The following is a 25586-nucleotide window of genomic DNA, read 5'->3' as shown; positions in this document are numbered from 1 at the left end:
CTCGGGACGGCTGGTGTCGGTCGGCAGGGCGGGCTGGGCTGGTTGCTTCGGCGTGGTGCGAAAAACAAAAAAACGCCGTCGGATCAGGCGATCCAACCGCGTTCGACGCAACATTTTGTGAGAGAGAGTGGCGCGCCCGAAGAGATTCGAACTCCTGACCCCCAGATTCGTAGTCTGGTGCTCTATCCAGCTGAGCTACGGGCGCTTCTCTCTGCCGCGGCGGCGGCGAGGCCGTCGTCTGCGGTGGCGCGGTTTTTAATCGGGGCTCGACCGGAAGGCAACCAAAATCGTCCGGCTCGTGAAATTTTTCCGGCAAGGGGATGTCAGCCCTTTGACGGACTACAGAATGGCGGCGGTTGGGCTTACCTTTGCGTGGAGAGCGACCAGCCAGAAGGGCATTTGAGAACAGCTATGGGCATGACGTTTCTGAGCCGCGCCGCTATGGGGCCGGTGGGGTTGCTGACGGCGCTTTCCGTGACGGCGACGATCGGGGCGGCGGCAATCGGGACGGCACAGGCGGCGGACGACCGGTCCGGAGCCGCGGTCCTGGTCTCCGCGGCCATCGGCAACGAGGTCGTCCAGATGGTCGAACTCGGGCCGAAGGTCATCCAGGTGACCGTCAACGACCGCGTCGTCTACGAGGACCGCGAGGGGCGCACCGTGTCCTTCGTGAACGCCTACAACATGGAAGGGCGCTGGCTGGTGCTGCTTCAGGAGAGCGTGGACGGCAAATGCGCCGCGCGCTTCCGCGTGCTCGACCTCGGCGGAGCCAAGGCCTCCGTCTCGCTGCCGTTCGGGACCTGCAGCGACGCGCCGAAGGTGGAGCAGGCCGACCGGACACTGACCGTCTCGCTGCCGGCGTCCGACGGAAAGAGCACGGCGGCCTGGAACTACCGGGACGGAATGCTCGTTCGCATGCGCTGAATGGAAAGGGAGCGGCGAGGACCGTGGGACATCTGAACCTCTGGCACGTCAACAAGGCGATCTCGCTTCTCGGCAGCACATCCTTCGTGCTGCCGGTGGCGGGCATCCTGATCGTGATGCTGTGGCGCCGCCATTCGGCGGTCTCGGCGGCGCGCTGGCTGGCCGTGCTCGCCATGCTGATGGGCTCGGTGGCGCTTCTGAAGATCCTTGGGCACGCCTGCGGCATCCGCCTGTTCGACGACCGGCTGACCAGCCCCAGCGGACACGCCGCCCTCGCCGCCGCCGTCTACGGGGCGGTCGGGGTGATGGCGGCGCGCTCGCTGGACGGCTGGCGGCGCGGCGCGGTGGTCCTCGGCGCCCTCGGTCTGGTGGTGGGGGTGGCGGCCTCGCGCATCCTGCTGCGCTACCATTCGGTGACGGAGGTGGTGGTCGGTCTCGTTCTTGGCGGGCTGGCGGTGGCGGCCTTCGCGCAAAGCTTCAACCGGCTCACCCCGTCGCGCCTGAACCTCAGCCCGCTGGTCCTCGCCCTGGTCGTCCTGTTTGGCGTCGCCACCTACGCGCTCGGCGATCGCACCAACGCGGAACCGATGCTGAAGCATTTCGCTTACTTGTTGCGTGAGGAATCGCCGGTCTGCGGCCCGATGCTGCCGCTGAACAGTTTCCTGGAACGGCTGTGACGGCTTTTTTCCTTTCCGGATGTGATCGTCGTCCATGGCTGGACTTCGCTGGACTTGGCAACCGGAATGTTTGCCTTGTGGTGCCGGTTGAGGGTTGAGAGCGGGCTTGCGACGGGGCATGGTGTGGGCTTATACCGACGCCCCCGTTCCTGACCCGTTCTGCTTTTCGGTATCCCTTCCGGCCCATGTCGCTGTTCGGTTCCCTTCCTCGCGCCGCCGCCACCGCCAGCGCGACGGTCTCCTTTTCGCAGGAGGATCTGGCGCGCGTCTTCGATGCGAAGACGCTGCAGCGCGGCCGCACGCTCATCCTGACCGGGGCGGTGACGCTGCTGGAGGCGGAGGCGCGGATCGTCGCCGCCGTGACCGACCTCGGCCGGAGCCTGTCGGTGACCGTCGTCCCGGTGCGCGGGCGCAGCCGGGTGGTCTTCGACAAGAGCTGCACCTGCGGGCGCAACGCCTGCGCCCATATGGCCGCGGCGGCGCTGATGACGCTCGACGCCCGTCCGGAAGGGCGGCAGATGTCCCTGTTCGACGCGCCCCCGGCGGCCCATCCGGCGGGTGAACCGCCGACGCTCCAGGCGGTTCCTGATGCGGCCCCCGCGCCGCCGCCGGTTCCGGAACCGGTGCCCCCGCCGCCGCCCGATCCGGTGCTCAGCGTCCGCTGGACCCTGGAGCCGGGCAAGGACGAGGCGGCCATGTTCGTCTCCGCCGTGATCGCGGTGGAAGGGGCGGGGGAGGGCGACGACGTGTCCACCCCGGCCAGCCCGCGCGACGTGCTGGCCCGCGCGCCGCGCAGCCTGGACGGCGACGTGGACCGCGCCATCGCCCGGCTGCTCGGCGGCGGCGGGGTGGTGCGCACGCCGGTCGCCAAGAGCCGCGGCGACGTGGTGGACCGCATCCTGCGTCGGCTGCTCGGCTGCGGGCGGCTGCGCTGGCGCGGCGGCACGATGCTGGCGGAGGGGGCGGGGATGACCATCCGCGCCTTCCGCGATCCGGCGACGCGCAAGCTGCGCCCGACCGGCCTGCCGCCCGGCGCCGCGCTGATCAAGGGGTTGGGCTACTGGTGCGTCGATCCGAAGGCCGGCACCGTCTGCCCCGTCGAATTGCAGGTCGTCGAGGTGCCGAAGCCCAAGGCCGCGGTTCCCCCGCCCGCCGCCAAGGCAGCGCCCACGAAGGCGGTCCTCTCGAAAACGGTCCCCCTGAAGGCCGCCGCCCGGCCGGCAGCGGCCCGGTCCGCGCCCGAGCGCCCGGACTTCCCGGCGGCCTCCGCCTTCGCCGCGGGGATGCCCGGCGGCGTGCGCATGGGCTCTGACCCCGCCGCCACCATCGTCGAGCGTGACCCGCGCGTCGTCGCCCGGCTGGGCCGGGTGGTGTCGCCCGATGGCGGTCTGGTGGACGTGCTGCGGCTGGCCTTCGACTATGGCGAGGAAGATTCCCCTTCCGAGATCGAGCCCGACGACCAGCGCCAGTTTGCCCGCGTCGAGGAACCGGCCGGTGCGGTCTTCGTCCGCCGCGACAAGGCGCTGGAGCAGGGGGCGCTGGAAAGGCTGGCCGCCTTCGGCTTCGCCCAGGCGCGCATCGAACCGCCCAAGGGCCAGTTGAACGCCCGCGGCACCCGCGTCCACTGGCTGACCGGCAAGGACGCCGAGGAGCGCTGGTCGGCCTTCCTGACCACCGAGGTGCCGGCCCTGCGCAAGGACGGCTGGGCCGTCGAGATCGGCGCCGACTTCGGCACCCGCGTGGTCGAGGCGAACGAGGAGGTCGCGGTCGCCGTGCGCGACTCCGGCGACGGCTGGTTCGACCTCGACGTCGGCGTGGAGATCGACGGGGAGCGCCGCGCCCTGCTGCCCATCCTGGCGACGCTGATCGAGCGCGGCGGCATGGAGGCGACCCGCGTCATCGACGGACGCGCCCATCTGGTGCTGGACGACGGCAACGTGCTGGCCCTGCCGGCGGAGCGGGTCGAACGGCTGCTCAGCGTCCTGGAATCCATGCTCGACAGCGGCCGGCGGCTCGACGACACGCTGAAGGTGCCGCTGACCGAGGCCGACGGCCTGCTGGACATCGACGACCTCATCGCCCGGCGCACCGAGGACACCGGCCAGATCGACCGCTACCTGCGCACCATCCAGGAGCAGGAGATGCCGGCGGAGATGGACCCGCCGCCGGGCTTCCAGGGGACGCTGCGCGACTACCAGCGCGTCGGCCTCGCCTGGATGCAAGGGCTGCGGGCCAACCGGGTCGCCGGCATCCTGGCCGACGACATGGGCCTCGGCAAGACCGCGCAGACGCTGGCCCACATCGCCCTGGAGGAGCAGGAGGGCCGGCTGACCGATCCCAGCCTCGTCGTCGTGCCGACCAGCCTCGTCCCCAACTGGGTGGCCGAGGCGCAGCGCTTCACGCCGCACCTGCGGGTGGTCGTGCTGCACGGGCTGGACCGGCACGAGAAGCTGGGCGACCTCGACCGCGCCCACATCGTGGTGACCACCTACGGCGTGGTCGGCCGCGACGTCGAGATGCTGAAGCGCCGGACCTGGCACCTGCTGATCCTCGACGAGGCGCAGGCCATCAAGAACCCGGACAGCAAGGCGACGCGCGCCGTCTGCGCGCTCAACGCCCGCAACCGGCTCTGCCTGTCCGGCACGCCGGTGGAGAACAATCTCGGCGAGTTGTGGAGCCAGTTCGCCTTCCTGATGCCGGGCCTGCTCGGCGACCGCAAGGAGTTCGGGCGCCGCTACCGCACGCCCATCGAGAAGCGCGCCGACGGCACCCGCGCCAAGCAGTTGATGCGGCGCATCCGCCCGTTCCTGCTGCGCCGCACCAAGGAGGCGGTGGCCAAGGAACTGCCGCCGAAGACCGAGGTGGTGGTGCGCATCGACCTGGAACCGGCGCAGCGCGACCTCTACGAGACCATCCGCCTGTCGGTGAACGAGACGGTGCGGGCGGCGCTGGCGGTCAGCGGCGTGTCGCGCAACGCCATCACCATCATCGACGCGCTTCTGAAGCTGCGTCAGGTCTGTTGCGACCCGCGCTTGGTGAAGATTCCCGCGGCCGGCAAGGTGAAGGAGACCGCGAAGCTCGACGCCCTGACCGACATGGTGATGGAGATGGTCCCGGAAGGCAGGCGCATCCTGATCTTCTCGCAGTTCACCTCCATGCTCGACCTCATCAAGCTGCGGTTGGAGGAGGCGAAGATCGGCTATGTCGAGCTGACCGGGCGCACGCTGGACCGTGCGGAGCCGGTCAACCGCTTCCAGAACCGCGAGGTGCCGGTCTTCCTCATCAGCCTGAAGGCGGGCGGGCGCGGCCTGAACCTGACGGCGGCGGACACGGTGATCCACTACGATCCCTGGTGGAACCCGGCGGCCGAGGATCAGGCGACCGACCGCGCCTACCGAATCGGGCAGGACAAGCCGGTCTTCGTCTACAAGCTGATCGCCGCGGATACGGTCGAGGAGCGCATCCTCGACCTGCAACGGCGCAAAGGAAACCTGTCCGACGCAACCATCGAGGGCAGCGGTCTCATCAGTGCACTTGAAGGCGGGGACATCGACTATCTGCTGGGTAGGGCGGCGGACTGACCGCACCCTCGGGATTACCGCCCTTCCCGGTCTGGCCTTCACGGCGCCTTGGCATAGATGCTTGATGACGAAAGCATCGCGTTCGTTTCCCTTGCAACGGGGAGGGCCATGGCATCGACGAAGCGGGACACCGCACCCGATCCGGAACGGCTCATCGGCGCGTGGCGCGACGCCGCCGCGGACGCCCGCCGTTGGCGTGACGATCCGGACCGCGTGGCCGCCCTGAGGGCGGCGCGCACCCGGCTGCATCAACCGCCACCACCACCGCCTCGCCCGCCCCAGCGGGTGTTGGCCGACGAGCTGCGCGCCGCCCGCGCCGCCTGGGAGGAGGGGCAGGGGCTGGACGGCTCCGCCCGTGCCCTGGCCTACGCCAACCTGAAGCGCTGGGAGCCCGGCCTGTTCGGCTACAGCGAGACGCAGCGGTCCACCGCCGGCAAGATCGCCGCGTCGGAAGCTGCGGAGTCGCGGCGCGACGAGCAGGAGCGGGCGGAGGCCCAGGCTCTGCTTCGTGCCTTCCGCCGCGTCCAGGAGCGTGCCCGCAACACCGCCCGCGCCGTCCAGGCCGACCCCCGAGCCCGCGCCATGGCCGCGGACGAGGGGCTGATGCTGCCGGAGGGCGGCCGGTCGGGCGGTGTGACGGCCCCGTGAAGCGCCGCCTCAAGGCCAACGACGATCAGGCGTCCTTCGCCCTGTCGCCCACGGCTTTGCCCGATGAGAAGCTGCTGGAGATCCACCGCCGGCTCTGTCTGATCTTCGGCTGCCCGATCGCCTATTTCCGCGCACTCGACCCGCTGAGCGAACTGGTGTCCTCGCTGCTGTCGCACCGCACGCGCAACGCCGCATCCGGGGCGGCCTTCCGCGCCTTGCGGGCGCGCTGGGGAGAGGACTGGGAGGCGGTGCGCGACGCCGATCCGGCGGAGGTGCAGACGGTCATCGCCGGGGTGACGTGGCCGGAGCAGAAGGCGCCGCGCATCCAGGCGATCCTGCGGCGGATCACCGAACTGCGCGGCGGGCTGTCCCTGGATTTCCTGGCGGAGATGACGGTGCCGGAGGCGCGGGCCTGGCTGCAGGTGCTTCCCGGCGTCGGCCCGAAGACCAGCGCCGCGGTGATGAGCTTCAGCAGCCTGCGCCGTCCCGCCCTGCCGGTGGACAGCCACCATCACCGCGTCGCAGTGCGCACCGGGCTGATTCCTCCCAGCGTGGCGGTCGGTCCGTCCCACACCGTTCTGGAGGCCCGGCTTCCTCCAGAGTGGACGGCCCAGCAGATCTACGACCATCACGAGGTGATGATGCTGCACGGGCAGCGGGTCTGTTTCTACCGCAACCCGGCCTGTGAGCGGTGCGCGCTGCTGGATTTGTGCCCGGAGGGGCAGGGGCGGATGGCGGGTGGGCCATCGCCCCAGGAAAGCCGGAAATAGGAAGTCAGGTGGCCTCGCCCGCCTTGCCCTTGTAGTTTTCGGCTTGGCGGCGGTCGTCTTCCAATTCGCGCGCCATCTCCCGGTCGATCTTCGGGTCGATGGATTTGGCTTCGTCCGCCAGGCCCTTGGCTTTGCGCGTGTCGCCCTGGGCCGCCGTTTCTATGGCCTCTTCGGCGAGATCGTGGGCTTTGCGGTGTTCTGGGCTCTGTTCATGCTTGCCGGTCATGAATGTCTCCTTGCCGAAAGAGCGTCAATTGATGAGCGAGGGCGGGCGGCGCATGCCCGGCAGGGGGGAGGGGTTGCTGCGCTGCGGCCGCTCGCCACCAGAGGCGGCCTGTTCGGCGGCGTCGAGCATGGCTTCCGCCTGCCTCTGCACGGCGGCGGCGCGGGCCTGGTCCATGGGGTCGGTGCTTTCCTTCCGGACATAGCCGGCGGCCTGCTCGGCGAGGTCGAGGGTTTCGACCACCTCGTCCATCGTTTCCTCCAGCGCGGTCACATCGACCTTTTTGCCGGTCATTTCGTCGTCTCCGGTCGTTGCGGTTGGTGATGCCAACAGGAGCGGGACGGCGGCCGTTCCCGATTTGGTAATCCCGGCGGCTCCCAAAAAAAACGGGCCGAAAAAAATCGACGCGGGTGCGGGAATAGTTTTTTGCAGCGCACGTTCGTCTGTGTGTCCGGTGGCGCCCGCCACCCATCCTACCCAGGCTTGCGAAATCCCCACATGAGCAACCCGAAGCGTTCGATCCGGTCTGCGGCCTTGGCCGCGGCGATGCTCGCCGTGACTGCCGGCCACGCGTCCTTCTGGTCCTGGCGCAACGCGCCCACTCCTGTGGACGCCGTGCCGGGTCGCATCGAATCCGTCTCCTACTCCCCGTCGGGCCGCAGCTACGACCCGAACCACCAGCCGGTGGTCGATGCGGTGGAACTGGACCGCGACATGACCGCCATCGCCGGCTTCGCCGACGGTGTTCGCACCTACTCCACGCTGGGCTCCCAGGGCGACGTGCCGGCCATCGCCGCCAAGCACGGCCTGGACGTCACGCTGGGCGTCTGGCTGAGCGACGACAAGGCCCGCAACGAGCGCGAGGTCGCCCGCGCCATCGTGCTGTCGCGCACCGTGCGCGGCATCGAGCGCGTCGTGGTCGGCAACGAGACGCTGCTGCGCGCCGAGCTGACCGACGCGGAGCTGGCTTCCTACATCCGCCGCGTCCGCGCCGGCGTGCCGAAGCACATCAAGGTCGGCACCGCCGACGTGTGGTCGGAGATCGTCAAGGCCAAGGAGACCATCGCGGCGTCCGACTACATGGGCGTCCACGTCCTGCCCTACTGGGAAGGCGTGCCCGTGGAGAACGCTCTGACCTGGATCCGCGACCGGCTGGACACCGTGCGCAAGGCGCATCCGGGCAAGCCGCTGTTCGTCGGCGAGGTGGGCTGGCCGTCGGGCGGCGAGAACTTCCATGACGCCTACCCGACGCCGCAGGCCCAGGCCTTCGTCGTCCGCAACTTCGCCGCCGAGGCGGGGATGCTCGGCATCGACTACAACGTGGTCGAGGCGTTCGACGGCGTGTGGAAGTCCAGCATCGAAGGCTCGCCCGGCCCGACCTGGGGCGTGCTCGACGCCGACCGCGCGCCGAAATGGCCGCTGGCCGGCGACGTCCCGGCCCCCTGGGGCGACCGTGCCGGCGCCGCCGTGGCGCTGGCCCTCGGCCTCGCCTTGTCGGCCTTCGCCGCCTTCCGCCGCCGCACCAACATGACCTACGCGCTGGCCGCGTCGGTGGGCGCCAACATCGTTGGTTTCGGCGTCGGCTCGGCCGTCGCCGGCGCCTACGCGGAATACTTCACCTTCGGTGCGGCGACCACCTGGGGCTCCGCCTTCCTGCTGGGCGCCCTGATGATGTCGGTGGCCTTCGCCGACCTGACCGAGGTGGCCCGCCGCCTGTTCACCGGTCGCGCCCCGGCCCTGCTGCCGCGGGTTCCCGCGGTGCCGGAGCACAAGCCGATGGTGTCCGTGCACATCGCCGCCTGCCGTGAGCAGCCGGACGTGCTGGCCGCCACGCTGACCTCGCTGGCCCGCGTCGACTACCCGGACTACGAGGTGGTCGTCCTCATCAACAACACCGAGGACGAGGCGCTGGTCCGCCCGGTCGAGGAGCTGTGCGCCGAGCTGGGCCCGAAGTTCAAGTTCCACTGGTACAAGAAGATTTCCGGCTTCAAGGCCGGCGCGCTGAACGCCGCGCTGCGCCACACCGACCCGCGCGCCGAGATCGTCGCCGTGCTCGACGCCGACTACACGGTGGAGCCGGACTGGCTGAACAAGCTGGCCCCGACCTTCGCCGACCCGCGCGTCGGCATCGTCCAGGCCCCGCAGGAGCACCGCGACGGCCATGAGACGCCGCTGAAGGCCGCCATGACCGCCGAGTACCGCCCCTTCTTCGACGTCGGCATGCAGGAGGGTCTGACCTCCCAGGCCTTCGTCTGCCACGGCACGATGATCATGCTGCGCCGCTCCGCCATGGAACAGGTCGGCGGTTGGTCGGAAGAGGGCATCTGCGAGGACACCGAGCTGGGCATCCGCATCCTGTCGGCCGGCTACCGCGCCGCCTACACGGACGAGCGGCTGGGCCAGGGCCTCGCCCCCGACAACTTCATGCAGTTCCGCAAGCAGCGCGACCGCTGGGTCTTCGGTTCGACCCAGATCCTGCGCGCCCACTGGCGGAAGTTCCTGCCCGGCGCCACGGAGCTGACGGTCGGCCAGAAGATCGGCTACCTGACCAACTGGGCGCGCTGGTGGTCCGACGCGGTGGGCGTGCTGGCCGCCGGCGCGGCGGTCACCTGGACCTTCGCGTCGCTGGTCCTGCCGCTGCACCTGCCGCCGGTCCAGGCCACCGCCGCGGTGCTGGGCGCCCTGGTCCTGCGCGCCGGGTCGAGCCTGCTGGCCTCGCGCTACGCCTCCGGCAACTCGTGGAAGGAGAGCTTCGGGGCCTGCGCCGTCGGCATGGCGCTGTCCACCACGGTGGCGCTGGCTGCGCTGCGCGGCGTGGTCCGCAAGCGCGACGCCTTCCGCGTCACCGCCAAGGGCGGCAAGCGGACCCAGGGCGCCTTCTGCGCCAAGCCGGAAGCCTGGCTGTCGGGTGCGCTGCTGGTCTCCGCGGTGACCGCATGGTTCGCCAACCCGCTGGGCACCCTGTCGCTGGAGCTGTGGGCGATCCTGCTGACCGCGATGGCCGTGCCCAACCTGATGGCCGTGGGCCTCGCGATCGGCGACATGCTGCCCGCCGGCACCCCGCGCCCGGCGCCGCTGCCCGCCCCGCAGGGCGTGGTCCAGCCCGCCGCCGCGCAGGCCAAGGGCGCCAACGAGCCGGTCGCCGCGTAACCGCGCAGCTTTGAACGGAGAAAGCCCCCTTGCCGCCGGCAAGGGGGCTTTTTCATGCCTGGGAGAGGCCTCAGCGCTTGCCCTTCTTCCCCTGGATGCTGGTGATCTGCTGGGAGGCAAAGTTGCCCTGGCCCATGGCGGCGTTGAAGGCGGTGCCGACGTTGTTGAACTGGATGCCGCCGCTGGCCAGCGCCGCGGGCAGATGCGGCAGCGGGCCGAAGTTGCTCATCACCGGGTCGAAGAAGCCCTCGGGCGGCGGGCCGCCGTTGCCCGTGGTCACGCCCGGCTGGGGCTTCGGGGTCGGAGCCTTGACCGGCGCCGGGGCCGAGGCCTGCACCGGAGCGGCGGCCTGGACCGGGGAGGCCGTTTGCCCTGAGGAGACGGGCGCCGCGGCCTGCTCTGAAACATTGCCACCAGCGACACCGCCCCCAGCGGACCCGTCGCCGCCCTGGATGACGTACTGTTCCGTCACGTTGCTGTCGCCGAAGGACAGGGCCAGCGAGCTGTCGAAGTTGTTCACGATGAAGGGCGCGTCGATGAAGGTGAAGTTCGGCACGATGGGTTCCGGCGGCGGCTGGCGGCTGGCGGCCAGCGCCTGTCCCTTGTTGAAGCCGCCCAGGAAGCCGGCGTCGCCGCGGATCTTGGCAATGGCCTGCTGGTGGGTGGCCTGCCGGCTGACGGTGGGGTTGGTCACCGTCGCCCCCGGAGGCGCGCCGCGCCGGGCGGCGTTGACGAAGACGGGCTGGCGCGGCAGCAGCGGCGGCATCCCCATGCCCATCCCCATCGACATGCCGACCGCCGCGCCGAGCTGCGGGTTGACGGAGAAGCCGCCGGCGTCCTGGGCGGCGGCGCCCCCGCCCAGCAGCGCCAGGGCGGCGAGGCCGGACAGCAGCGGCGCGAAGCGGCGGATGCGGATCATGGCGGGGCTCCTCTGTTCGGCGGTGTGCGCTGATCCTAGGGCGGCCGACCGGGGAGCCGCTGTGAGGCGGACCACAGCTGGGGCGCTTTACGCCTCTTCCTCAAAAGGGAAGTTCTTGCCGAAGGGGTGGTCGGGCATCGGGGTGGCCTGCGGGGGCAGCGGCGGCATCGGCATCGGCTTGAGGTCCGGCTGCGACGGGCCGCGGCGGCAGGCGGTGTGGCCATTGACGGTCTCGCAGGTCAGCGCGCCCGGCCCGGTCACGCAGGTCGTCCGGTCGTTGACCGTCTGGCACGACAGCGAGCCCGAACCGCGGCTGCACACCGTCTTCCCGTTGACCGTCTGGCAGGCGAGGTTTTCGGCGGCGGCGGTGTGCGGGGTTCCGGCCAGGGTCAGGATGGCGGCGAGCGCACCGAAGACCGGCAGGGCGAAGCGGAGCATGGCGGCAGTCCTCCAATGAGGAGTCCGAATAGGGGGCGCCGCCGCGTGGGGCGGCGGCGCCGGATGGGTGGATCACTGGGCCTTGAAACCAAACAGGTTCTGCCCGGCGGCGTTGCCGATGCCGGCGGCGACGTTGGTCGTCACCCCGACGTTGGTGTCGAGCAGGCCGCCCTTGCCGAAGCCGAAGGTGACTCCGGTGACGTTCTGCTTGGCCTTGTTGCCGATGCCGGCGGCGACGTTGGTGGCGACGCCAACGTTGGTGTTCACCAGCGACCCGCCGGTGCCCTGCTGCATGGTGAAGACGTTCTGCTTGGCCTTGTTGCCGATTCCCGCCGCGAGGTTCGTGGCAACGCCGACGTTGGTGCTGGAGAGCGACGGCGCCGCGGCGAAGGGGCTGCCGAAGCCCGGCTGCATCATCATCGGGTTGACCGGCACGCCGCCGGTCTTGAGGTCGTTGGCGAAGGCGTGGGGGGCGGCGAGCAGCGTGGTGGCGGCGACGGCGATCAGGGTCAGGCGGCGCATGGGCTGGGTCTCCTCCGGGGTGTGGGGCCGTGTGTGGCTCGATGTCCGTGGAGGAGAGAGTAGGCGGACGCCGCCGCCGCCGCTGTGGTCTGGGCCACAGTCGGAGGGTGATTCGGAGATGCTTGGATTGTTTTGCCCCCTCCCTAACCCTCCCCCGCTGTCGCAGGGGAGGGGACAAATCTCCCTCTCCCGCGAAGCGCGGGAGGGTCGGGGAGGGGGCAAGCCGACGCTCAGCGCGCGTGCTGATCCAGGAACTGGCGGCAGGAATCGAAGTCCTGGAGCACCGTGTCCGACAGCTCGACGCCCTTGCGGTCGGCGAGGCTGCGGGCGAAGGCGACCATCTTGTCGGTCGGGGCCTTGCGCCGCGCCCCGCTCGACGGTGCGGCGGTGGCCGGCGGGACGGCGGACACAGGGCTGATCGAATCCTGAACCTCCGGCGCGGCCTTCGCCTTGCGGCTGCGACGGGGCGTCTTCGGGGCTTCGCCGTCCACGCCGACGGCGGCGACCGCCGCCTTGCGGGTGCGGGTGCGCGGCGGCGCTCCGGCGGCGCGCGGGCTCGTGGAGCGACGGCGCCCGGCGCCCCGTCCGGCGCGGATCGGGCCGCCGCGCACGCCGAGGTCCACCGCCGGCCCTTGGTTGCCGACCAGAACGCCGATCAGCCGCCCGGCCTCGTCGGCGATGCCGTCGATGACGCTGCGGAAGTCGGCGCGTCCGACCACCACCTCGTCCAGCCGCATTTCCCACAGGGCGGTGGTGCCGGGATCGACCAGCGTGGGGGCGGCGCCGCGCAGCGTCTCGAACAGCTGGAGCCCGGCGGGGGTGGGCACCAGCCACTTGCCGTCGGCGCCCAGCAGGTTCTGCCGCCGCAGGCCCTTGATGATCTCGGCGCGGGTGGCCGGGGTGCCGATGCCCTTGGCCTCCTTCAGCCGGTCGCGGAGCGCCGGGTCCTCGACAAAGCGCCAGGCGTTCTGCATGGCGTCGACCAGCGTGCCCTCATTGTAGCGCGGCGGCGCCTGGGTCCGCTTGGCTTCCACACGGGGGTCGGACAGGCGGGCGGGCTCGCCGTCGGCCAGCGGAGGCAGGGTCTGCTCCTCCTCCTTTTCGTCGGGCTTGCCGTCCGTCTCGGCGGAGCCGAAGGCCGCCTTCCAGCCGAGCTTCAGCGGGATGCGCCCAACCGCCCGGAAGACCACCGGCTTGCCCTCGACCGGCACGTTCATCAGGACGGTGGTCTGCCGGTACTCGTAGTCAGGCATGACAGCGGCGAGGTAGGAGCGGCAGATCAGCGCGTAGAGCCGCTTCTCATCGTCGGTCAGGCGGTTCAGCCGGCTTTCCAGATCGTCGAGCACGTTGACGTTGGGCACGATGGCGTGGTGCGACACGCCCTCCAGCGCCTTGTCGCAGAAATGGCCGGACTTGCCGCGGCGGATCACCGGGCGGGAAATGTCCAGATGGGCGAAGCCGCGCAGCCGGGTCAACGCCCCTGTGATCGCCGGGACGTCGGCGATCTGGTTCTCCGACAGATAGCGCGCCTCGGCGCGCGGGTAGGTGATGAGCTTCTTGCCCTCGCCGTCGTAAAGCTCCTGCGCGACCTCCAGCGTGCGGTCGGCGGTCCAGCCCCAGCGCTGGCCGCAGGTCTTCTGCAGAGCGGGCAGGTCGTAGAGCTTCGGCGGGGCCTGCCGCCGATCCTCCACCGTCACCGACAGCGGCCCGCCATGGCCGTCGGCGGCGCGGGCGATGGCCTCGGCGCGGGCGCGGTCCTTGATGCGGTCCTTCGGCGGCGGAGCGTGGCGCATCAGGAACGAGCCGCCCGCGGCGGTGGCCGTCGCCACGACCTCGAAATAATCCTCGGGCTTGAAGTTGCGGATCTCCAGCTCGCGCAGGCAGACGATGGACAGGGTCGGCGTCTTCACCCGCCCGATGCCGATCACCCCGCGCGTCCCCGGCGCCAGCAGCGTCTTGGTCGCCGTGCGGGTCAGGGAGAGGTTGAAGATCTGGTCGGCCTGCTGGCGCGCCACCGCCGCCTCGTAGAGCGGGCGAAGCTCGTTGTTCGGCTTCAGCTTCGCGAAGGCGTCGCGGATCGTCTTGGGGTCCTGGGCGGTGAACAGGGCGCGCTGCACCCGCCCGCGGAAGCCCAGATGCTCCAGGATCTCCTGCCCGATCAACTGGCCCTCGCGGTCGCAGTCGGTGGCGAGGATGACCTGGTCGCACCCCTTCAGCGCCGCCTTGATCGCCGCCAGCTTCGCCGTTTTGTTACCGCCGCTGTCCGGCCGGGTCGGGTAGAGTCCGTCGGGCTTCAGCAGGGTGGGCGCCCAGCGCTTCCAATCCGGGTTCACCTCGTCCGGTTCGGCCAGACGCAGCAGGTGCCCCTCGGCCGGCAGGATGCGCCCGTAGCGATCCCCCAGCGCGGCGCGCAGGTCCTTTGCCTGACTGGATTTTTCCGTGATGATGAGCGTGGCCATGACCGCCATGGTAAGACGAACATGAAAACGTATCAAGAACACTTGATGGCTGCCCTGCGCGGACTCGTGGTCGCCGCGCCGCTTCTCGCGGCCGCCCTCCCGGCGGCGGCGCAGAACCCGCTGCTGCCGGGGATCGGGGCGAAGGACCGGCGGGTGGTGGTCGACGCCGGCCACGCGCCGTGGAACAGCCTCGTCAAGGTGCAGAGCAATCTCGGCGCGCGCTGCACCGGCGTGCTGGTGGCGCCGCGCCGGGTGGTCACCGCCGCCCATTGCCTGCTCAACCGGGCGCAGCGCTTCCTGCCGGCCTCCTCCCTGCACGTCCTGTTCGGCTACGAGCGCGGGGAGTACCGGCAGCACCGCGCCGTCGCCGCGCTGGAGACCGGCGGCCCCTATGACAAGGAGCGGCGGCTCGACGGGCTGGTCGGCGACTGGGCGGTGTTGACGCTCGACGGCGACGCGCCGGAGGGGATGCCGCCGCTGCCGCTCGCCCGAGTCCCGCCGGAATTCGGCACGCCGCTGATGCTGGGCGGCTACAGCCAGGACCGGGCGCATCTCGTCACCGCCGACACCGCCTGCGCGGCGCGCGGCATCAACGACACCGACCGTGGGCCGCTGCTGGTCCATGATTGCGATGGGACGCGCGGGGTGAGCGGGGCGGCGCTGTTGGTCCGGACGTCCAACGGGGACGGGCAGGGCGATGGGGCGGGGGAGGGCTGGGCGGTGGCCGGCATCGCGGTGGCCGCGGTCAGCGGTCCGAACCCGCGCAACATCGCCGTGCCGAGCGCCGCTTTCGTGGCCGCGGTCGAAGGAAATACGCCTTCTTTGCGGTGATGCACGGGCGCGGGGCAGCTTTGAGCGGTGGCGCCTCATTTTTTGCTAGGCCCCTGGACGTGAATCGCATAGACGTACGCGCGTTCAAGACCCCGTAACCGGAGCCGTACCGATGTCGATCCAGCGCTTCCATTCCGGACCGCGCATGAGCCAGATGGTCATCCACAAGGACACGGTCTATCTGGCCGGCCAGGTGGCCAACGATCCGACTCCGGACGTGGAGACGCAGACCCGCCAGATCCTGGGCCAGATCGACGCCCTGCTGGCCGAGGGCGGCTCCGACAAGAGCAAGCTGCTGTCCGCCACCATCTATCTGACGGACATGTCCACCTTCGGCGCGATGAACAAGGCGTGGGAAGCCTGGGTCGATACGGCCAACCCGCCCGCCCGCGCCACCGTGGAAGCGAAGCTCGCCGCGCCGGAGTATCTCGTTGAAATTCAGGTGACGGCGGCCAAATAAGCTGCGTGACGGGGCGACCCGGCTCCCTCGGTTGGGGTTTGCCGGCGTGGCCCACCAGACTGTCAGGGCCGCGTGCTTCGAAAAAATCCGGAAGGCTTGACCTTCCGGATTTACAGAACGTTAATCACGCCTTAACAGATCATCCGTAAAACCCCGACCAACCTCTGCCGCCGGAGCGGACGACCGTCGTTGCGCTTCGATAGCTGCGTTACAGTAATGGATTCGCAACATGCCGCGCCAAACGCCTCTTTCTGACATCCGGAACATCGGCATCATCGCCCACGTCGATGCCGGCAAGACGACGACCACCGAGCGCATCCTGTACTACACCGGTCGTAAGCACACGATCATCGACGTGCACGAGACGAAGGACCTGAAGTCCTCGACGACGACCGACTACATGGAGCAGGAGCAGAAGCGCGGCATCACGATTCAGTCGGCTGCCGTCTCGACCTTCTGGCGCGGCAAGAAGATCAACGTCATCGACACCCCGGGCCACGTGGACTTCACCATCGAGGTGAACCGCTCGCTCCGCGTGCTCGACGGCGCGGTCGTCGTGTTCGACGGCGTGGCCGGCGTGGAGCCGCAGTCCGAGACCAACTGGCGCCTCGCGGACAACTACAACGTCCCGCGCATCTGCTACGTCAACAAGATGGATCGTTCGGGTGCGAACTTCCAGCGTTGCGTCGGCATGATCAAGAGCCGCCTGAACGCCCGCCCGGTCTGCATTCAGGTTCCGCTGGGCTCGGAAGACAACTTCCGCGGCATGGTCGACCTGATCGAGATGAAGGCGTACGTCTGGTTCTCGGACGACAAGGACGCCAAGTGGGAAATCTGGGACATCACCGACGATCTGGCGAGCAAGCTCAACCTGACCGTCAAGGAAGACCTGGACAACATCGCCAGCATCCCGGCCCTGCGCGCCGAGCTGGTCGACACCGCGCTCGAGATGGACGACGCGGCGATGGAAGCCTACCTGGAGTCGGGTGAGGAGCCGTCGGCCGACGTGCTGCGCACCTGCCTGCGCAAGGGCACCATCACCAGCACCTTCACCCCGGTTCTCTGCGGCTCGTCCTACAAGAACAAGGGCGTCTGCCAGGTTCTGGACGCGGTCGTCGACCTGCTGCCGGCCCCGACCGACGTCGAGGCCATCAAGACGGTGGACGAGGACGGCAACCCGAACGGCGAGCGTCTCAGCTCCGACGACGCGCCCTTCGCGGCGCTGGCCTTCAAGGTGCTGAACGACACCTACGGCTCGCTGACCTTCGTGCGCGTCTACTCGGGCGTTCTGACCAAGGGCATGTCGGTCCTGAACACGACCCGCGGCAAGCGCGAGAAGATCGGCCGTATGGTCGAGATGTTCGCCGCCCAGGCCAACCCGATCGAGGAAGCCCGCGCCGGCGACATCATCGCGCTCGTCTCCCTGCAGGAGACGGACACCGGTGACACGCTCTGCGACGCCGCCCACCCGGTGATCCTGGAGCGCATGCGCTTCCCCGACCCCGTCATCAGCGTCTCGGTCGAGCCGAAGACCAAGGGCGAGCAGGAGAAGTTCTCCATCGCGCTCGGCAAGATGGTTCGTGCGGACCCGTCGCTGCGTCTGGAGACCGACCGTGAAACCGGTCAGACCATCCTGCGCGGCATGGGCGAGCTGCACCTGGAAGTGACGCTGGACCGTCTGCGCACGGAGTTCGGCGTGGAAGGCAACATGGGCAAGCCCCAGGTCGCCTACCGCGAGACGATCACCAAGCCGGTCGAGTACACCTACACCCACAAGAAGCAGACCGGCGGTTCGGGCCAGTTCGCCGAAGTCAAGATCGTCTTCGAGCCGCTGGAGCGTGGCGAGGGCTTCGTGTTCAAGGACGAGACGGTCGGTGGCACGGTGCCGCGCGAATACGTCCCGTCGGTCGCCAAGGGCCTGGAAATGCAGAAGGAAGAGGGCGTGCTCGCCTCCTATCCGACTGTGGACTTCCGCGCCCGCCTGGTGGATGGCAAGTACCACGACGTCAACTCGAACGCCCTGACGTTCGAAATCGCCGCCAAGGCCTGCTTCCGTGAGGCCCTCAAGCAGGCCGGTCCGATCCTGCTCGAGCCGGTCATGAAGGTCGAGGTCGTCACCCCGGACGATTACCTGGGCGACGTCATCGGCGACGTGAACCGCCGCCGCGGCACGGTGCTGGGCCAGCTTGAGCGTGGCACCAACATCGCCGTGGAGGCCCATGTGCCGCTGAACGAGATGTTCGGCTACATCGGCCAGCTCCGCGGCATGACCTCGGGCCGTGCGTCCTACTCGATGGAGTTCAGCCACTACGAGCCGGTGCCGCGCAACGTCACCGACGAGATCGTGGCGGGCCGCAGCAAGGCCGCCTGATAACGGGCTGCTGCTTTCAGGGGAAGGGGCCGGCGAAGCAATTCGCCGGCCCTTTTTCTTTGTCCGGCGGGAACTTTGCCGGCTCCACCCCGGCCGGATGAGGGATTCTTCTTGCGGCGATACCACTTTCGGATCAGTGTTGCTGGTAAGTGACGCATCCCAGTTTTTGGGAATGACCCAGCGAATCTTCTTGCCCGTGGCCTTCCTGGCCCTTCTGTTCCTCGGCGCTTCCGGCCCCGGTTCGCAGGCCTGGGCAGGGCAGGAGGATGCGCAACTCGGCGGCTTGTTCCAGGACCTGCAGACCGCCGGCGACGCGGTCGCGGCGGAGGCGGTCGAGGACCGCATCTGGGACGTCTGGCTGGAACACCCCAGCGACGATCTCATCGTGCTGATGCACCACGGCGTGCAGAGCCTGAACGCCGACCGCTACGGCGAGGCGCTGGCCGCCTTCGACCAGGTGGTCGCCGCCGATCCGACCTACGCCGAGGGCTGGAACAAGCGGGCCAACGCCGAATACATGCTGGGGGATTACGACGCCGCGGTGCGCGACATCCGCCGGGTGCTGGCGCTGGAGCCGCGCCATTTCGGGGCGCTGGCCGGTCTGGGCCTCGTCTACCTCGCCATCGATCAGCCGGCGGGCGCGTTGCGCGCCTTCGATGCGGCGCTGGCCATCAACCCGCACCTCGACCGGGTCCGCCAGCAGGCCGCGACCATCCGCCTGCGCACGGCCGGTTCGGCGCTGTGATCGAGACGCGGCTTAATATTCCCTCCCTGAAAAACATTTAATCCGCCTGCAAGCCCCCCGTGACTCGGCGCCCGCTACTTTCAGGGCAACGAACAACGCATGCCAGTCACGGAGAGCAACCGATGTCCACCCCCGCCAACGCCGGACGCGCCCCGCGGTCGAGCCGGGTGCGGCGTACCATCGCCGCCGTCCTCCTCGGCACCACGGTGCTGACCGGTCCGTTCCTGATCGCCAACCAGTCCACCGCCGTGGCCGCCGAAAGCGCCCTGACGCAGAACATGCCGGGCAGCTTCGCCGATCTGGCCGCCAAGGTGTCGCCCGCCGTGGTGAACGTCTCCACCACCCAGCAGGCCAAGGCCGAGCGCGGCAACCCGCGCATGCCCGGCTTCCCGCCGGGGTCGCCCTTCGAGGAATTCTTCCGCCAGTTCCAGGACCAGTTCGGCCAAAATGGCGGTCCGGGCGGTGGTCCGGGCGGCGACGACCAGTCCGAGGGTCCCTCCGATGGCCAGCCGCGCGGCAAGGTCGGCTCGCTCGGCTCCGGCTTCATCATCGACGCGGCCGGCTATGTGGTGACCAACAACCACGTCATCGACGGCGCCGACGAGATCAAGGTCACGCTCCAGGACGGCACGGAACTTCCCGCCACGCTGGTCGGTCGCGACGCCAAGACCGACATCGCCCTGCTGAAGGTGAAGTCCGACAAGGCGCTGCCCGCGCTGGACTGGGGCGACAGCGACGCCGCCCGCGTCGGCGACTGGGTGATGGCCGTCGGCAACCCCTTCGGGCTGGGCGGCACGGTGACCAAGGGCATCATCTCGGCCCGCGGGCGCGACATCCACAGCGGCCCCTACGACGACTACCTGCAGCTCGACGCCGCCATCAACCGCGGCAACTCGGGCGGCCCGACCTTTACCCTGGACGGCCGGGTGATCGGCATCAACACCGCGATCTATTCGCCCAACGGCGGCTCGGTCGGCATCGGCTTCGCCATCCCGTCGAACATCGCCAAGCAGGTCGTTGCCCAGCTCAAGGAGAACGGCCATGTCGAGCGCGGCTGGCTGGGCGTGAAGATCCAGGAGATCTCGCCGGAGATCGCCGAGTCGGTCGGCCTGTCCCAGACCAAGGGCGCCCTGGTCGCCGAGGTGACCCCGGACAGCCCCGCGGCCAAGGCCGGCGTGCGCCAGGGCGACGTGATCCTGGCCTATGGCGGCAAGCCGGTGAACACGCTGCGCGACCTGACCCGCCGTGTGGCCGACACCAAGGCCGGCGACACGGTGGACATGACCGTGGTCCGCAAGGGCAAGGAGACGACGCTCAGCGCCCACATCGCGCCGCTGCCCGCCGAACAGCGCATGGCCGCCGCCGAGGGGACCGGGCCCGCCGCCGAGAGCGCGGTGGAGACTGTCAATGGGCTGAAGCTGGCCCCGCTGGATGGTGCCGCCCGCAGTCGCCTCGGGCTGGGCGAGGGCGTCAAGGGCGTGGTCGTCACCGCGGTGTCGCCGCAGGCCGGTGATCTGCCCGTCCGCCCGGGCGACGTGATCGTCAAGGTCGGCGACCACAGCGTGACCTCCCCCGCGGAGGTGACCAAGAGCCTGCACGAGGCCGAGAAGGATGGCCGCAAGGCGGTCCTGCTGCTGGTCAACCGCGGCGGCAACGAGAGTTTCGTCCCGCTGAAGCTCGTCAAGGCGTGACGCAGGGTAACACCGGCGATCCTCCCGTCTCCGGTGTGATGGGGTGGAGGATGTCCGTGGTGCGAACCCCCGCCGCGCGGACGTCCTCCCCCTTCGTGTCGTTTGGCCCCTTCCCCTCCCCGGAGGGGCGGGGGCATTCACCTTTGAACTCGCGGAAGGATGCGGTAAACTCATGCTCATGAAAGTCCTCGTCATCGAAGACGACCAGCAGGCCGCCTCCTACTTGGCCAAGGGGCTGAAAGAGGCCGGGCATGTCGTGGACGCCGCCAACGACGGCAAGGAGGGGCTGTTCCTGGCCGGCTCCGAGCATTACGACGTCATGATCGTGGACCGCATGCTGCCGGGCCGCGACGGGCTGTCGCTGGTCGAGATCCTGCGCGCCACCGGCAACGACACGCCGGTGCTGTTCCTGTCCGCGCTGGGCAGCGTCGACGACCGGGTGAAGGGGCTGAAGGCCGGCGGCGACGACTACCTGACCAAGCCCTTCGCCTTCTCCGAGCTGCTCGCCCGGATCGAGGTGCTGGTGCGCCGCCGCAGCGCCGCCCAGCCGCAGACCCGTCTGGCGGTCGCCGACCTGGAACTGGACCTGCTGTCGCGCACCGTCCGGCGGGCCGGCAAGTCCATCGACCTGCTGCCGCGGGAATTCGCCCTGCTGGAGTATCTGATGCGCAACGCCGGCAGCGTGGTGACCCGCACCATGATGCTGGAGAATGTGTGGGACTATCACTTCGACCCGCAGACCAACGTCATCGATGTGCACATCGCCCGCCTGCGCCAGAAGATCGACAAGGATTTCCCGACGCCGCTGATCCACACGGTGCGCGGCGCCGGCTACAGCCTGCGGGCGCCGCAATGATGATGGCGGCGGCTATGGTGGCGGACCGGGACGCGTGAAGGCGGTTCTTCCCACCCTGCGGCTTCTGCGCACCACGCCGTTCCGGCTGGCCCTGCTGTATCTCGGCCTCTTCGTCATTTCGGTCGGGGTGATCCTGGCCGTCGTCTACCGCTCCACCGCGGGCTTCCTGGAGGAGGAGATCGGCGCCACCATCGCGCTGGAGGTTGCCGGGCTTCAGGACCAGTACCGCAGCGCCGGCCTGCGCGGGCTGGTCAATTCCGTGCGCGAGCGCAGCGGCTATTCGCACACCAACTCCATCTACCTGCTGACCACGCCGGGCGGCGTCATCCTGGCCGGCAACCTGTCGGGCTGGCCCGACGCCACGGCGGGGCCGGGCGGCTGGACCCATTTCAAGATTTCCGACTATGGCGGGGTGAACAACCGGCCCTCCACCGCGATGGCGGTCAGCTTCATCCTGCCCGGCCAGTTCCGCCTTCTGGTGGGCCGCGACATGAGCGAGCTGGACCAGCTCCGCGGCCGCATGGTCGTGTCGCTGCGCTGGGTCTTCCTGGTGACGGTGGTGTTGGGGCTGGGCGGCGGGCTGCTGCTGGCGCGCGGCGCCATGCACCGGATCGAGGCGATCAACCGCACCACCCACCGCATCATGGCCGGCGACCTGTCGGGCCGGGTGCCGCGCGGCGGCGGCGGCGACGAGATCGACCGGCTGGCCGGCAACCTGAACGCCATGCTCGACCAGATCGAGCGGCTGATGACCGGCATGCGGCAGGTGACCGAGAGCGTGGCCCACGACCTGCGCACGCCGCTGTCGCGCCTCCGCGCCCGCGTCGAGCTGGCGCTGATCCGCGAGACCGACGACCCGGAGGTCTATCGCGCCGTGCTGCAGGACACGATCCTTGAGGCCGACCGGCTGCTCGCCACCTTCACCGCGCTGCTGTCCATCGCCGAGGCCGAGTCCGGCGCCAACCGCAAGGGACTGGAGCCGGTGCGGCTGGCCGACGTGGTGCGGCTGGCCGCCGACCTCTACGAACCGGTGGCGGAGGAGACGGGGCTGACGCTGGTCACCGACATCCGGGCCGAGCCGATCGTGCGTGGGAACGAGCAGCTGTTGGCGCAGGCGGTGTCGAACCTGCTGGACAACGCCATCAAATACACGCCGGAGGGCGGGCGCATCACTCTGCTGCTGGAAGGCGTCGGGCCGGGGCAGTCCGCCCGCATCACCGTGGCGGACAACGGTCCCGGTATCCCCGCCGACATGCGCGAGAAGGTGCTGGAGCGCTTCGTCCGGCTGGACGCCGCGCGGGCCTCGCCGGGAAACGGGCTGGGCCTCAGTCTCGTGGAGGCGGTGGCGCGGCTGCACGACGCGTCACTGCGGCTGGAGGACAACGAACCGGGCCTGAAGGTCAGCATCGTCTTCCCGCCGGACGCCGGCTGACACCGCCGACAGGGGACGCCCCCACAAGAAAAGAGCCCGCCGTTTCCGGCGGGCTTTTGAGGTGACATCAGCGAGAATGACTCCTTGGCGTCAGACATGATATGGGGCGCGAACCGTCCGGGCGCATTCGGATAAGTGTATTAGCACGAAGGTGCTAGAGGGTTGGCGGTGCAACAGTTTCCTGCGGGCGGCGTTTGTCCATCGGACCGGCATGCCGGTGGCAACACGGCGGGAAGAGACGATGGACGCGACCAGACAGGTTCCCCTTCAGGCCTCGGTGCAGGCGGGGGAGCCGGCAACCGCCGGGCGGAACACCGCGACCGAACTGAAGCTGTTCACCTGGAAGATGCTGATCGCCGCCGGGGTGCTGGGGACGCTGTTCCTGGCCTGGCAGGTGGCCGACGCGCTGCTCCTGGTCTTTGCCGGCGTGCTGCTGGCGATCCTGTTCCAGCGCGTCGCCGGGCTGGTGCGGCGCTTCACCGGGCTGCCGCAGGGCTGGGCGCTCGGCGTCGTCCTTCTGCTGCTGGCGGTGCTGCTGATCGGTGGCGGCGTGCTGATGGGCCAGTCGGTGGTCAGCCAGTTCGACCAGCTCTCCAAACAGATTTCCGGCGCGGTTCAGCAGCTTCCCGGTTCGCTGCGCGACCAGATCGCGCAGCAGGGGCAGGACGCCTCCTCCTGGCTGAACCGGCTGCAGACGGTCGCCTCCAGCGTGATGTTCTTCCTGGGCGATCTGGTGGTGGTGATGTTCACGGCCATCTACCTCGCGGCCTCGCCCGGCGTCTACCAGCGCGGCGTCATCCTGCTGGTGCCGCCGCGCGGCCACGAACGGGCGCGGGAGGTGCTGGACGTGATGGGGGACTCGCTGTGGAAGTGGCTGATCGGTCAGCTTTCGGCCATGGCCATCGTCGGCATTCTGACCACCGCGGGCCTGCTGCTGCTGGGCATCCCGAGCGCCCCGGCGCTGGGCCTGTTGGCAGCCCTCCTGGAGTTTGTGCCGCTGATCGGCCCGTTCCTGGCGGCGGTTCCGGCGATCCTCATCGCCTTCGCCCAATCACCGCAGGATGCGCTTTGGGTGGCGCTGCTCTACCTGGCGATCCAGCAGGTCGAGGGCAACGTCGTCATGCCGCTGATGCAGAAGAAGGTGGTCGACCTGCCCCCGGTCATCACCATCGCGGCCATCGCGGCGGGGGGCGTGCTGTTCGGGCTGATGGGCATGTTCCTGGCCACGCCCTTCGCGGTGGTGATGCTGGTGCTGGTCAACATGCTCTACATCGAGGACAAGCTGGGCGAGGGGCGGCACTTCCCCAGCGAGGACAAGGCGTAGGCTGCCCGGACCTCAGGCGACCTCCGCCCCGGCCTTGGCGGCGTCGGCGGCGGAGCGCAGGGGAAGCTCCTTCAGGAACAGGGTCAGCACGAAGGACACCACGGCCAGCCCGGCGGCCAGCAGGAACAGGGTGGAGAAGCCATGCTCGAACACCGACTGGGCGGTGGAGCGGGCGGCGGGGGTCAGATTGGCCAGGGCGGACGGGCCGCGCTCCATCACCTCGCGCCCGCTGATGCCGGGCAGGCCGGCGGCGTTCAGCCGGGACTCGACGTCGGCGGCGAAGACCGCGCCGAACACCGCCACCCCGATCGACCCGCCGAGCGAGCGGAAGAAGCCGACCGAGGCCGTGGCAGCACCCAGGTCGCGCCGGTCCACCGCGTTCTGCACGGCGACCGTCATCACCGGCATGACCAGCCCCAGCCCGATGCCCAGCGGGACCAGGATCAGCGTGGACCACAGCCCGCTTTCCGACACCGTCGGCGACAGGCCGAGGGCCAGATACATCACCGCCGCCAGCGCCAGCCCGGCCAGCGGGAAGACCTTGTAGCGGCCCGACTTGGAAATCAGCCGACCGCCGCCCCCGGCGCCCAGCACCATGCCCAGCACCATTGGCAGCAGCAGGAAGCCCGACGTTGTGGCGCTGGTCCCGGCGACGAGCTGCGAGCGCAGCGGCAGATAGACGATGCCGGCGAACAGCACCATGGCCGACACCGCGACCACCGGGTTGGCAACCGCCACCACAGGCTCGCGGAACAGGTGCAGGGGCAGGATCGGCTCCTCCACCCGCCGCTCGTGCCACAGGAAGACCCCGAACATCATGACGCCCAGGACGCACAGCCCGAGGATCGTCGGGGAGGTCCAGGGCAGGGCGACCCCGGCGCGCGACACCACGAACAGCAGCGAGGTCACCGTGCCCATCAGCAGCGCCGCCCCCAGATAATCGATGGTCGGCTTCGCCCGCCCCGCCGGCAGGCGGTCGAGCGCCCGGCTGGTCATCAGCAGCGCCGCCGCCCCCAGCGGCAGGTTGATGAGGAAGATCCAGTGCCAGCTCAGCCGTTCCGTAAAGATGCCGCCCAGCAGCGGCCCGGCCACGCTGGACACGGCGAAGATGCCGCCGATGTAGCCCTGGTAGCGCCCGCGCTCGCGCGGGGCGACCACGTCGCCGATGATGGTGAAGGCCAGCGCCATCAGGCCGCCGCCGCCCAGCCCCTGGATGCCGCGGAACAGGATGAGCTGCCCCATGCTCTGCGCCAGCGCGCACAGCACCGACCCGACCAGGAACAGGAAGATCGCCACCTGGAGCACCCGCTTGCGCCCGTAGAGGTCGCTCAGCTTGCCGTAGATCGGCGTGGTCGAGGTCGAAGCCAGCAGATAGGCGGTGACCACCCAGGGCAGGTTCTCCAGGCTTCCCAGGTCATGGGCCATGGTCGGCAGGGCCGTCGCGACGATGGTCTGGTCCATCGCCGCCATCAGCATGGCGAGCGCCACCCCGCTGAACACCCGCATGATTTCGCGGTGGGTGAAGACGGCGTGGTCGTTGGAGGCGTCGGTCATGGTCTCGGTTC

The 25586-nt window shown here is 69.6% G+C and carries 21 protein-coding genes and 1 tRNA gene; 14 read left to right on the top strand and 8 right to left on the bottom strand.

The window, feature by feature from the left end:
* Positions 1-128 precede the first annotated feature (128 nt).
* Positions 129-205: transfer RNA gene (locus ACWPN5_RS13020), tRNA-Arg, on the bottom strand.
* A 212-nt stretch (positions 206-417) separates the two neighbouring features.
* Here ACWPN5_RS13020 and ACWPN5_RS13015 point away from each other — a divergent pair.
* The 5 genes from ACWPN5_RS13015 (at position 418) to ACWPN5_RS12995 (ending at position 6600) form a co-directional block, all read left to right on the top strand.
* On the top strand, positions 418-924 hold the full coding sequence (locus tag ACWPN5_RS13015) for a hypothetical protein (RefSeq protein ID WP_492295720.1): 507 nt from the start codon (positions 418-420) through the stop codon (positions 922-924).
* Between the two features lie 23 nt (positions 925-947).
* Positions 948-1601, top strand: a complete 654-nt coding sequence (locus ACWPN5_RS13010; protein WP_492295718.1) for a phosphatase PAP2 family protein — start codon at positions 948-950, stop codon at positions 1599-1601.
* 185 nt (positions 1602-1786) lie between these two features.
* Positions 1787-5182, top strand: coding sequence for a DEAD/DEAH box helicase (locus ACWPN5_RS13005; protein WP_492295716.1), 3396 nt, complete (start codon positions 1787-1789; stop codon positions 5180-5182).
* 108 nt (positions 5183-5290) lie between these two features.
* On the top strand, positions 5291-5830 hold the full coding sequence (locus ACWPN5_RS13000; RefSeq protein WP_145688758.1) for a hypothetical protein: 540 nt from the start codon (positions 5291-5293) through the stop codon (positions 5828-5830).
* Positions 5827-6600: an endonuclease III domain-containing protein gene (locus tag ACWPN5_RS12995; RefSeq protein ID WP_492295715.1), complete on the top strand. Its 774-nt coding sequence runs from the start codon at positions 5827-5829 to the stop codon at positions 6598-6600. Before ACWPN5_RS13000 ends, ACWPN5_RS12995 begins: the two co-directional genes overlap by 4 nt.
* Positions 6601-6604: 4 nt before the next feature.
* On the opposite strand, the gene ACWPN5_RS12990 is transcribed toward ACWPN5_RS12995, so the two are convergent.
* The gene (locus ACWPN5_RS12990) at positions 6605-6826 is read right to left on the bottom strand and encodes a hypothetical protein (protein WP_145688766.1); all 222 of its coding nucleotides are present in this window, start codon (positions 6824-6826) and stop codon (positions 6605-6607) included.
* Between the two features lie 24 nt (positions 6827-6850).
* Positions 6851-7117, bottom strand: coding sequence for a hypothetical protein (locus tag ACWPN5_RS12985; protein WP_145688774.1), 267 nt, complete (start codon positions 7115-7117; stop codon positions 6851-6853).
* 204 nt (positions 7118-7321) lie between these two features.
* Here ACWPN5_RS12985 and ACWPN5_RS12980 point away from each other — a divergent pair, with 204 nt between their 5' ends.
* Positions 7322-9973 carry a glycosyltransferase gene (locus tag ACWPN5_RS12980; protein ID WP_492295712.1) on the top strand — a complete coding sequence of 884 codons (2652 nt, stop codon included), beginning with the start codon at positions 7322-7324 and terminating at the stop codon, positions 9971-9973.
* A gap of 70 nt (positions 9974-10043) precedes the next feature.
* On the opposite strand, the gene ACWPN5_RS12975 is transcribed toward ACWPN5_RS12980, so the two are convergent.
* From ACWPN5_RS12975 to ACWPN5_RS12960, 4 genes are all read right to left on the bottom strand, one after another.
* Positions 10044-10892 carry a hypothetical protein gene (locus ACWPN5_RS12975; protein WP_492295710.1) on the bottom strand — a complete coding sequence of 283 codons (849 nt, stop codon included), beginning with the start codon at positions 10890-10892 and terminating at the stop codon, positions 10044-10046.
* An 87-nt stretch (positions 10893-10979) separates the two neighbouring features.
* Positions 10980-11330, bottom strand: a complete 351-nt coding sequence (locus tag ACWPN5_RS12970; RefSeq protein WP_492295708.1) for a hypothetical protein — start codon at positions 11328-11330, stop codon at positions 10980-10982.
* A gap of 72 nt (positions 11331-11402) precedes the next feature.
* Entirely contained in the window at positions 11403-11852 is a 450-nt protein-coding gene (locus ACWPN5_RS12965) for a hypothetical protein (protein ID WP_145688810.1), read from the bottom strand.
* Positions 11853-12082: 230 nt separating this feature from the next.
* Positions 12083-14311, bottom strand: a complete 2229-nt coding sequence (locus ACWPN5_RS12960; protein ID WP_492295705.1) for a type IA DNA topoisomerase — start codon at positions 14309-14311, stop codon at positions 12083-12085.
* Between the two features lie 45 nt (positions 14312-14356).
* Between ACWPN5_RS12960 and ACWPN5_RS12955 the strand changes: the two genes are divergently transcribed.
* The 8 genes from ACWPN5_RS12955 (at position 14357) to ACWPN5_RS12920 (ending at position 24021) form a co-directional block, all read left to right on the top strand.
* Complete coding sequence (locus ACWPN5_RS12955) at positions 14357-15142, top strand: trypsin-like serine peptidase (protein WP_492295703.1); 786 nt, start codon at positions 14357-14359, stop codon at positions 15140-15142.
* Between the two features lie 112 nt (positions 15143-15254).
* Positions 15255-15602: a RidA family protein gene (locus ACWPN5_RS12950; RefSeq protein WP_014240903.1), complete on the top strand. Its 348-nt coding sequence runs from the start codon at positions 15255-15257 to the stop codon at positions 15600-15602.
* A gap of 229 nt (positions 15603-15831) precedes the next feature.
* The gene (gene fusA / locus ACWPN5_RS12945) at positions 15832-17973 is read left to right on the top strand and encodes an elongation factor G (RefSeq protein WP_492295701.1); all 2142 of its coding nucleotides are present in this window, start codon (positions 15832-15834) and stop codon (positions 17971-17973) included.
* Positions 17974-18145: 172 nt separating this feature from the next.
* Positions 18146-18718 carry a tetratricopeptide repeat protein gene (locus ACWPN5_RS12940; RefSeq protein ID WP_492295699.1) on the top strand — a complete coding sequence of 191 codons (573 nt, stop codon included), beginning with the start codon at positions 18146-18148 and terminating at the stop codon, positions 18716-18718.
* A 122-nt stretch (positions 18719-18840) separates the two neighbouring features.
* On the top strand, positions 18841-20409 hold the full coding sequence (locus ACWPN5_RS12935) for a DegQ family serine endoprotease (RefSeq protein WP_492295697.1): 1569 nt from the start codon (positions 18841-18843) through the stop codon (positions 20407-20409).
* 178 nt (positions 20410-20587) lie between these two features.
* Positions 20588-21265, top strand: a complete 678-nt coding sequence (locus ACWPN5_RS12930; protein ID WP_035674886.1) for a winged helix-turn-helix domain-containing protein — start codon at positions 20588-20590, stop codon at positions 21263-21265.
* 34 nt (positions 21266-21299) lie between these two features.
* The gene (locus tag ACWPN5_RS12925; protein WP_492295696.1) at positions 21300-22697 is read left to right on the top strand and encodes a sensor histidine kinase; all 1398 of its coding nucleotides are present in this window, start codon (positions 21300-21302) and stop codon (positions 22695-22697) included.
* Between the two features lie 241 nt (positions 22698-22938).
* Entirely contained in the window at positions 22939-24021 is a 1083-nt protein-coding gene (locus tag ACWPN5_RS12920; protein WP_492295693.1) for an AI-2E family transporter, read from the top strand.
* Positions 24022-24033: 12 nt separating this feature from the next.
* Here the strand turns inward: ACWPN5_RS12920 and ACWPN5_RS12915 are convergent, their stop codons facing one another.
* Complete coding sequence (locus ACWPN5_RS12915; protein WP_492295692.1) at positions 24034-25575, bottom strand: MDR family MFS transporter; 1542 nt, start codon at positions 25573-25575, stop codon at positions 24034-24036.
* Positions 25576-25586: the final 11 nt, after the last annotated feature.

This window comes from Azospirillum sp. UENF 211521, assembly GCF_058780535.1.
Note: the sequence above shows the minus strand (reverse complement) of the source record. Positions and strands in the feature narration are given on the sequence as shown.

Bases quoted from the DNA above. Each gene is read 5' to 3' on its own strand.
- ACWPN5_RS13015 (WP_492295720.1), top strand. From the start codon at position 418: ATGACGTTTCTGAGCCGCGCCGCTATGGGGCCGGTGGGGTTGCTGACG.
- ACWPN5_RS13005 (WP_492295716.1), top strand. From the start codon at position 1,787: ATGTCGCTGTTCGGTTCCCTTCCTCGCGCCGCCGCCACCGCCAGCGCG.
- ACWPN5_RS13000 (WP_145688758.1), top strand. From the start codon at position 5,291: ATGGCATCGACGAAGCGGGACACCGCACCCGATCCGGAACGGCTCATC.
- ACWPN5_RS12990 (WP_145688766.1), bottom strand. From the start codon at position 6,826: ATGACCGGCAAGCATGAACAGAGCCCAGAACACCGCAAAGCCCACGAT.
- ACWPN5_RS12985 (WP_145688774.1), bottom strand. From the start codon at position 7,117: ATGACCGGCAAAAAGGTCGATGTGACCGCGCTGGAGGAAACGATGGAC.
- ACWPN5_RS12980 (WP_492295712.1), top strand. From the start codon at position 7,322: ATGAGCAACCCGAAGCGTTCGATCCGGTCTGCGGCCTTGGCCGCGGCG.
- ACWPN5_RS12975 (WP_492295710.1), bottom strand. From the start codon at position 10,892: ATGATCCGCATCCGCCGCTTCGCGCCGCTGCTGTCCGGCCTCGCCGCC.
- ACWPN5_RS12970 (WP_492295708.1), bottom strand. From the start codon at position 11,330: ATGCTCCGCTTCGCCCTGCCGGTCTTCGGTGCGCTCGCCGCCATCCTG.
- ACWPN5_RS12965 (WP_145688810.1), bottom strand. From the start codon at position 11,852: ATGCGCCGCCTGACCCTGATCGCCGTCGCCGCCACCACGCTGCTCGCC.
- ACWPN5_RS12960 (WP_492295705.1), bottom strand. From the start codon at position 14,311: ATGGCCACGCTCATCATCACGGAAAAATCCAGTCAGGCAAAGGACCTG.
- ACWPN5_RS12955 (WP_492295703.1), top strand. From the start codon at position 14,357: ATGGCTGCCCTGCGCGGACTCGTGGTCGCCGCGCCGCTTCTCGCGGCC.
- ACWPN5_RS12950 (WP_014240903.1), top strand. From the start codon at position 15,255: ATGTCGATCCAGCGCTTCCATTCCGGACCGCGCATGAGCCAGATGGTC.
- fusA (WP_492295701.1), top strand. From the start codon at position 15,832: ATGCCGCGCCAAACGCCTCTTTCTGACATCCGGAACATCGGCATCATC.
- ACWPN5_RS12940 (WP_492295699.1), top strand. From the start codon at position 18,146: ATGACCCAGCGAATCTTCTTGCCCGTGGCCTTCCTGGCCCTTCTGTTC.
- ACWPN5_RS12935 (WP_492295697.1), top strand. From the start codon at position 18,841: ATGTCCACCCCCGCCAACGCCGGACGCGCCCCGCGGTCGAGCCGGGTG.
- ACWPN5_RS12930 (WP_035674886.1), top strand. From the start codon at position 20,588: ATGAAAGTCCTCGTCATCGAAGACGACCAGCAGGCCGCCTCCTACTTG.
- ACWPN5_RS12920 (WP_492295693.1), top strand. From the start codon at position 22,939: ATGGACGCGACCAGACAGGTTCCCCTTCAGGCCTCGGTGCAGGCGGGG.
- ACWPN5_RS12915 (WP_492295692.1), bottom strand. From the start codon at position 25,575: ATGACCGACGCCTCCAACGACCACGCCGTCTTCACCCACCGCGAAATC.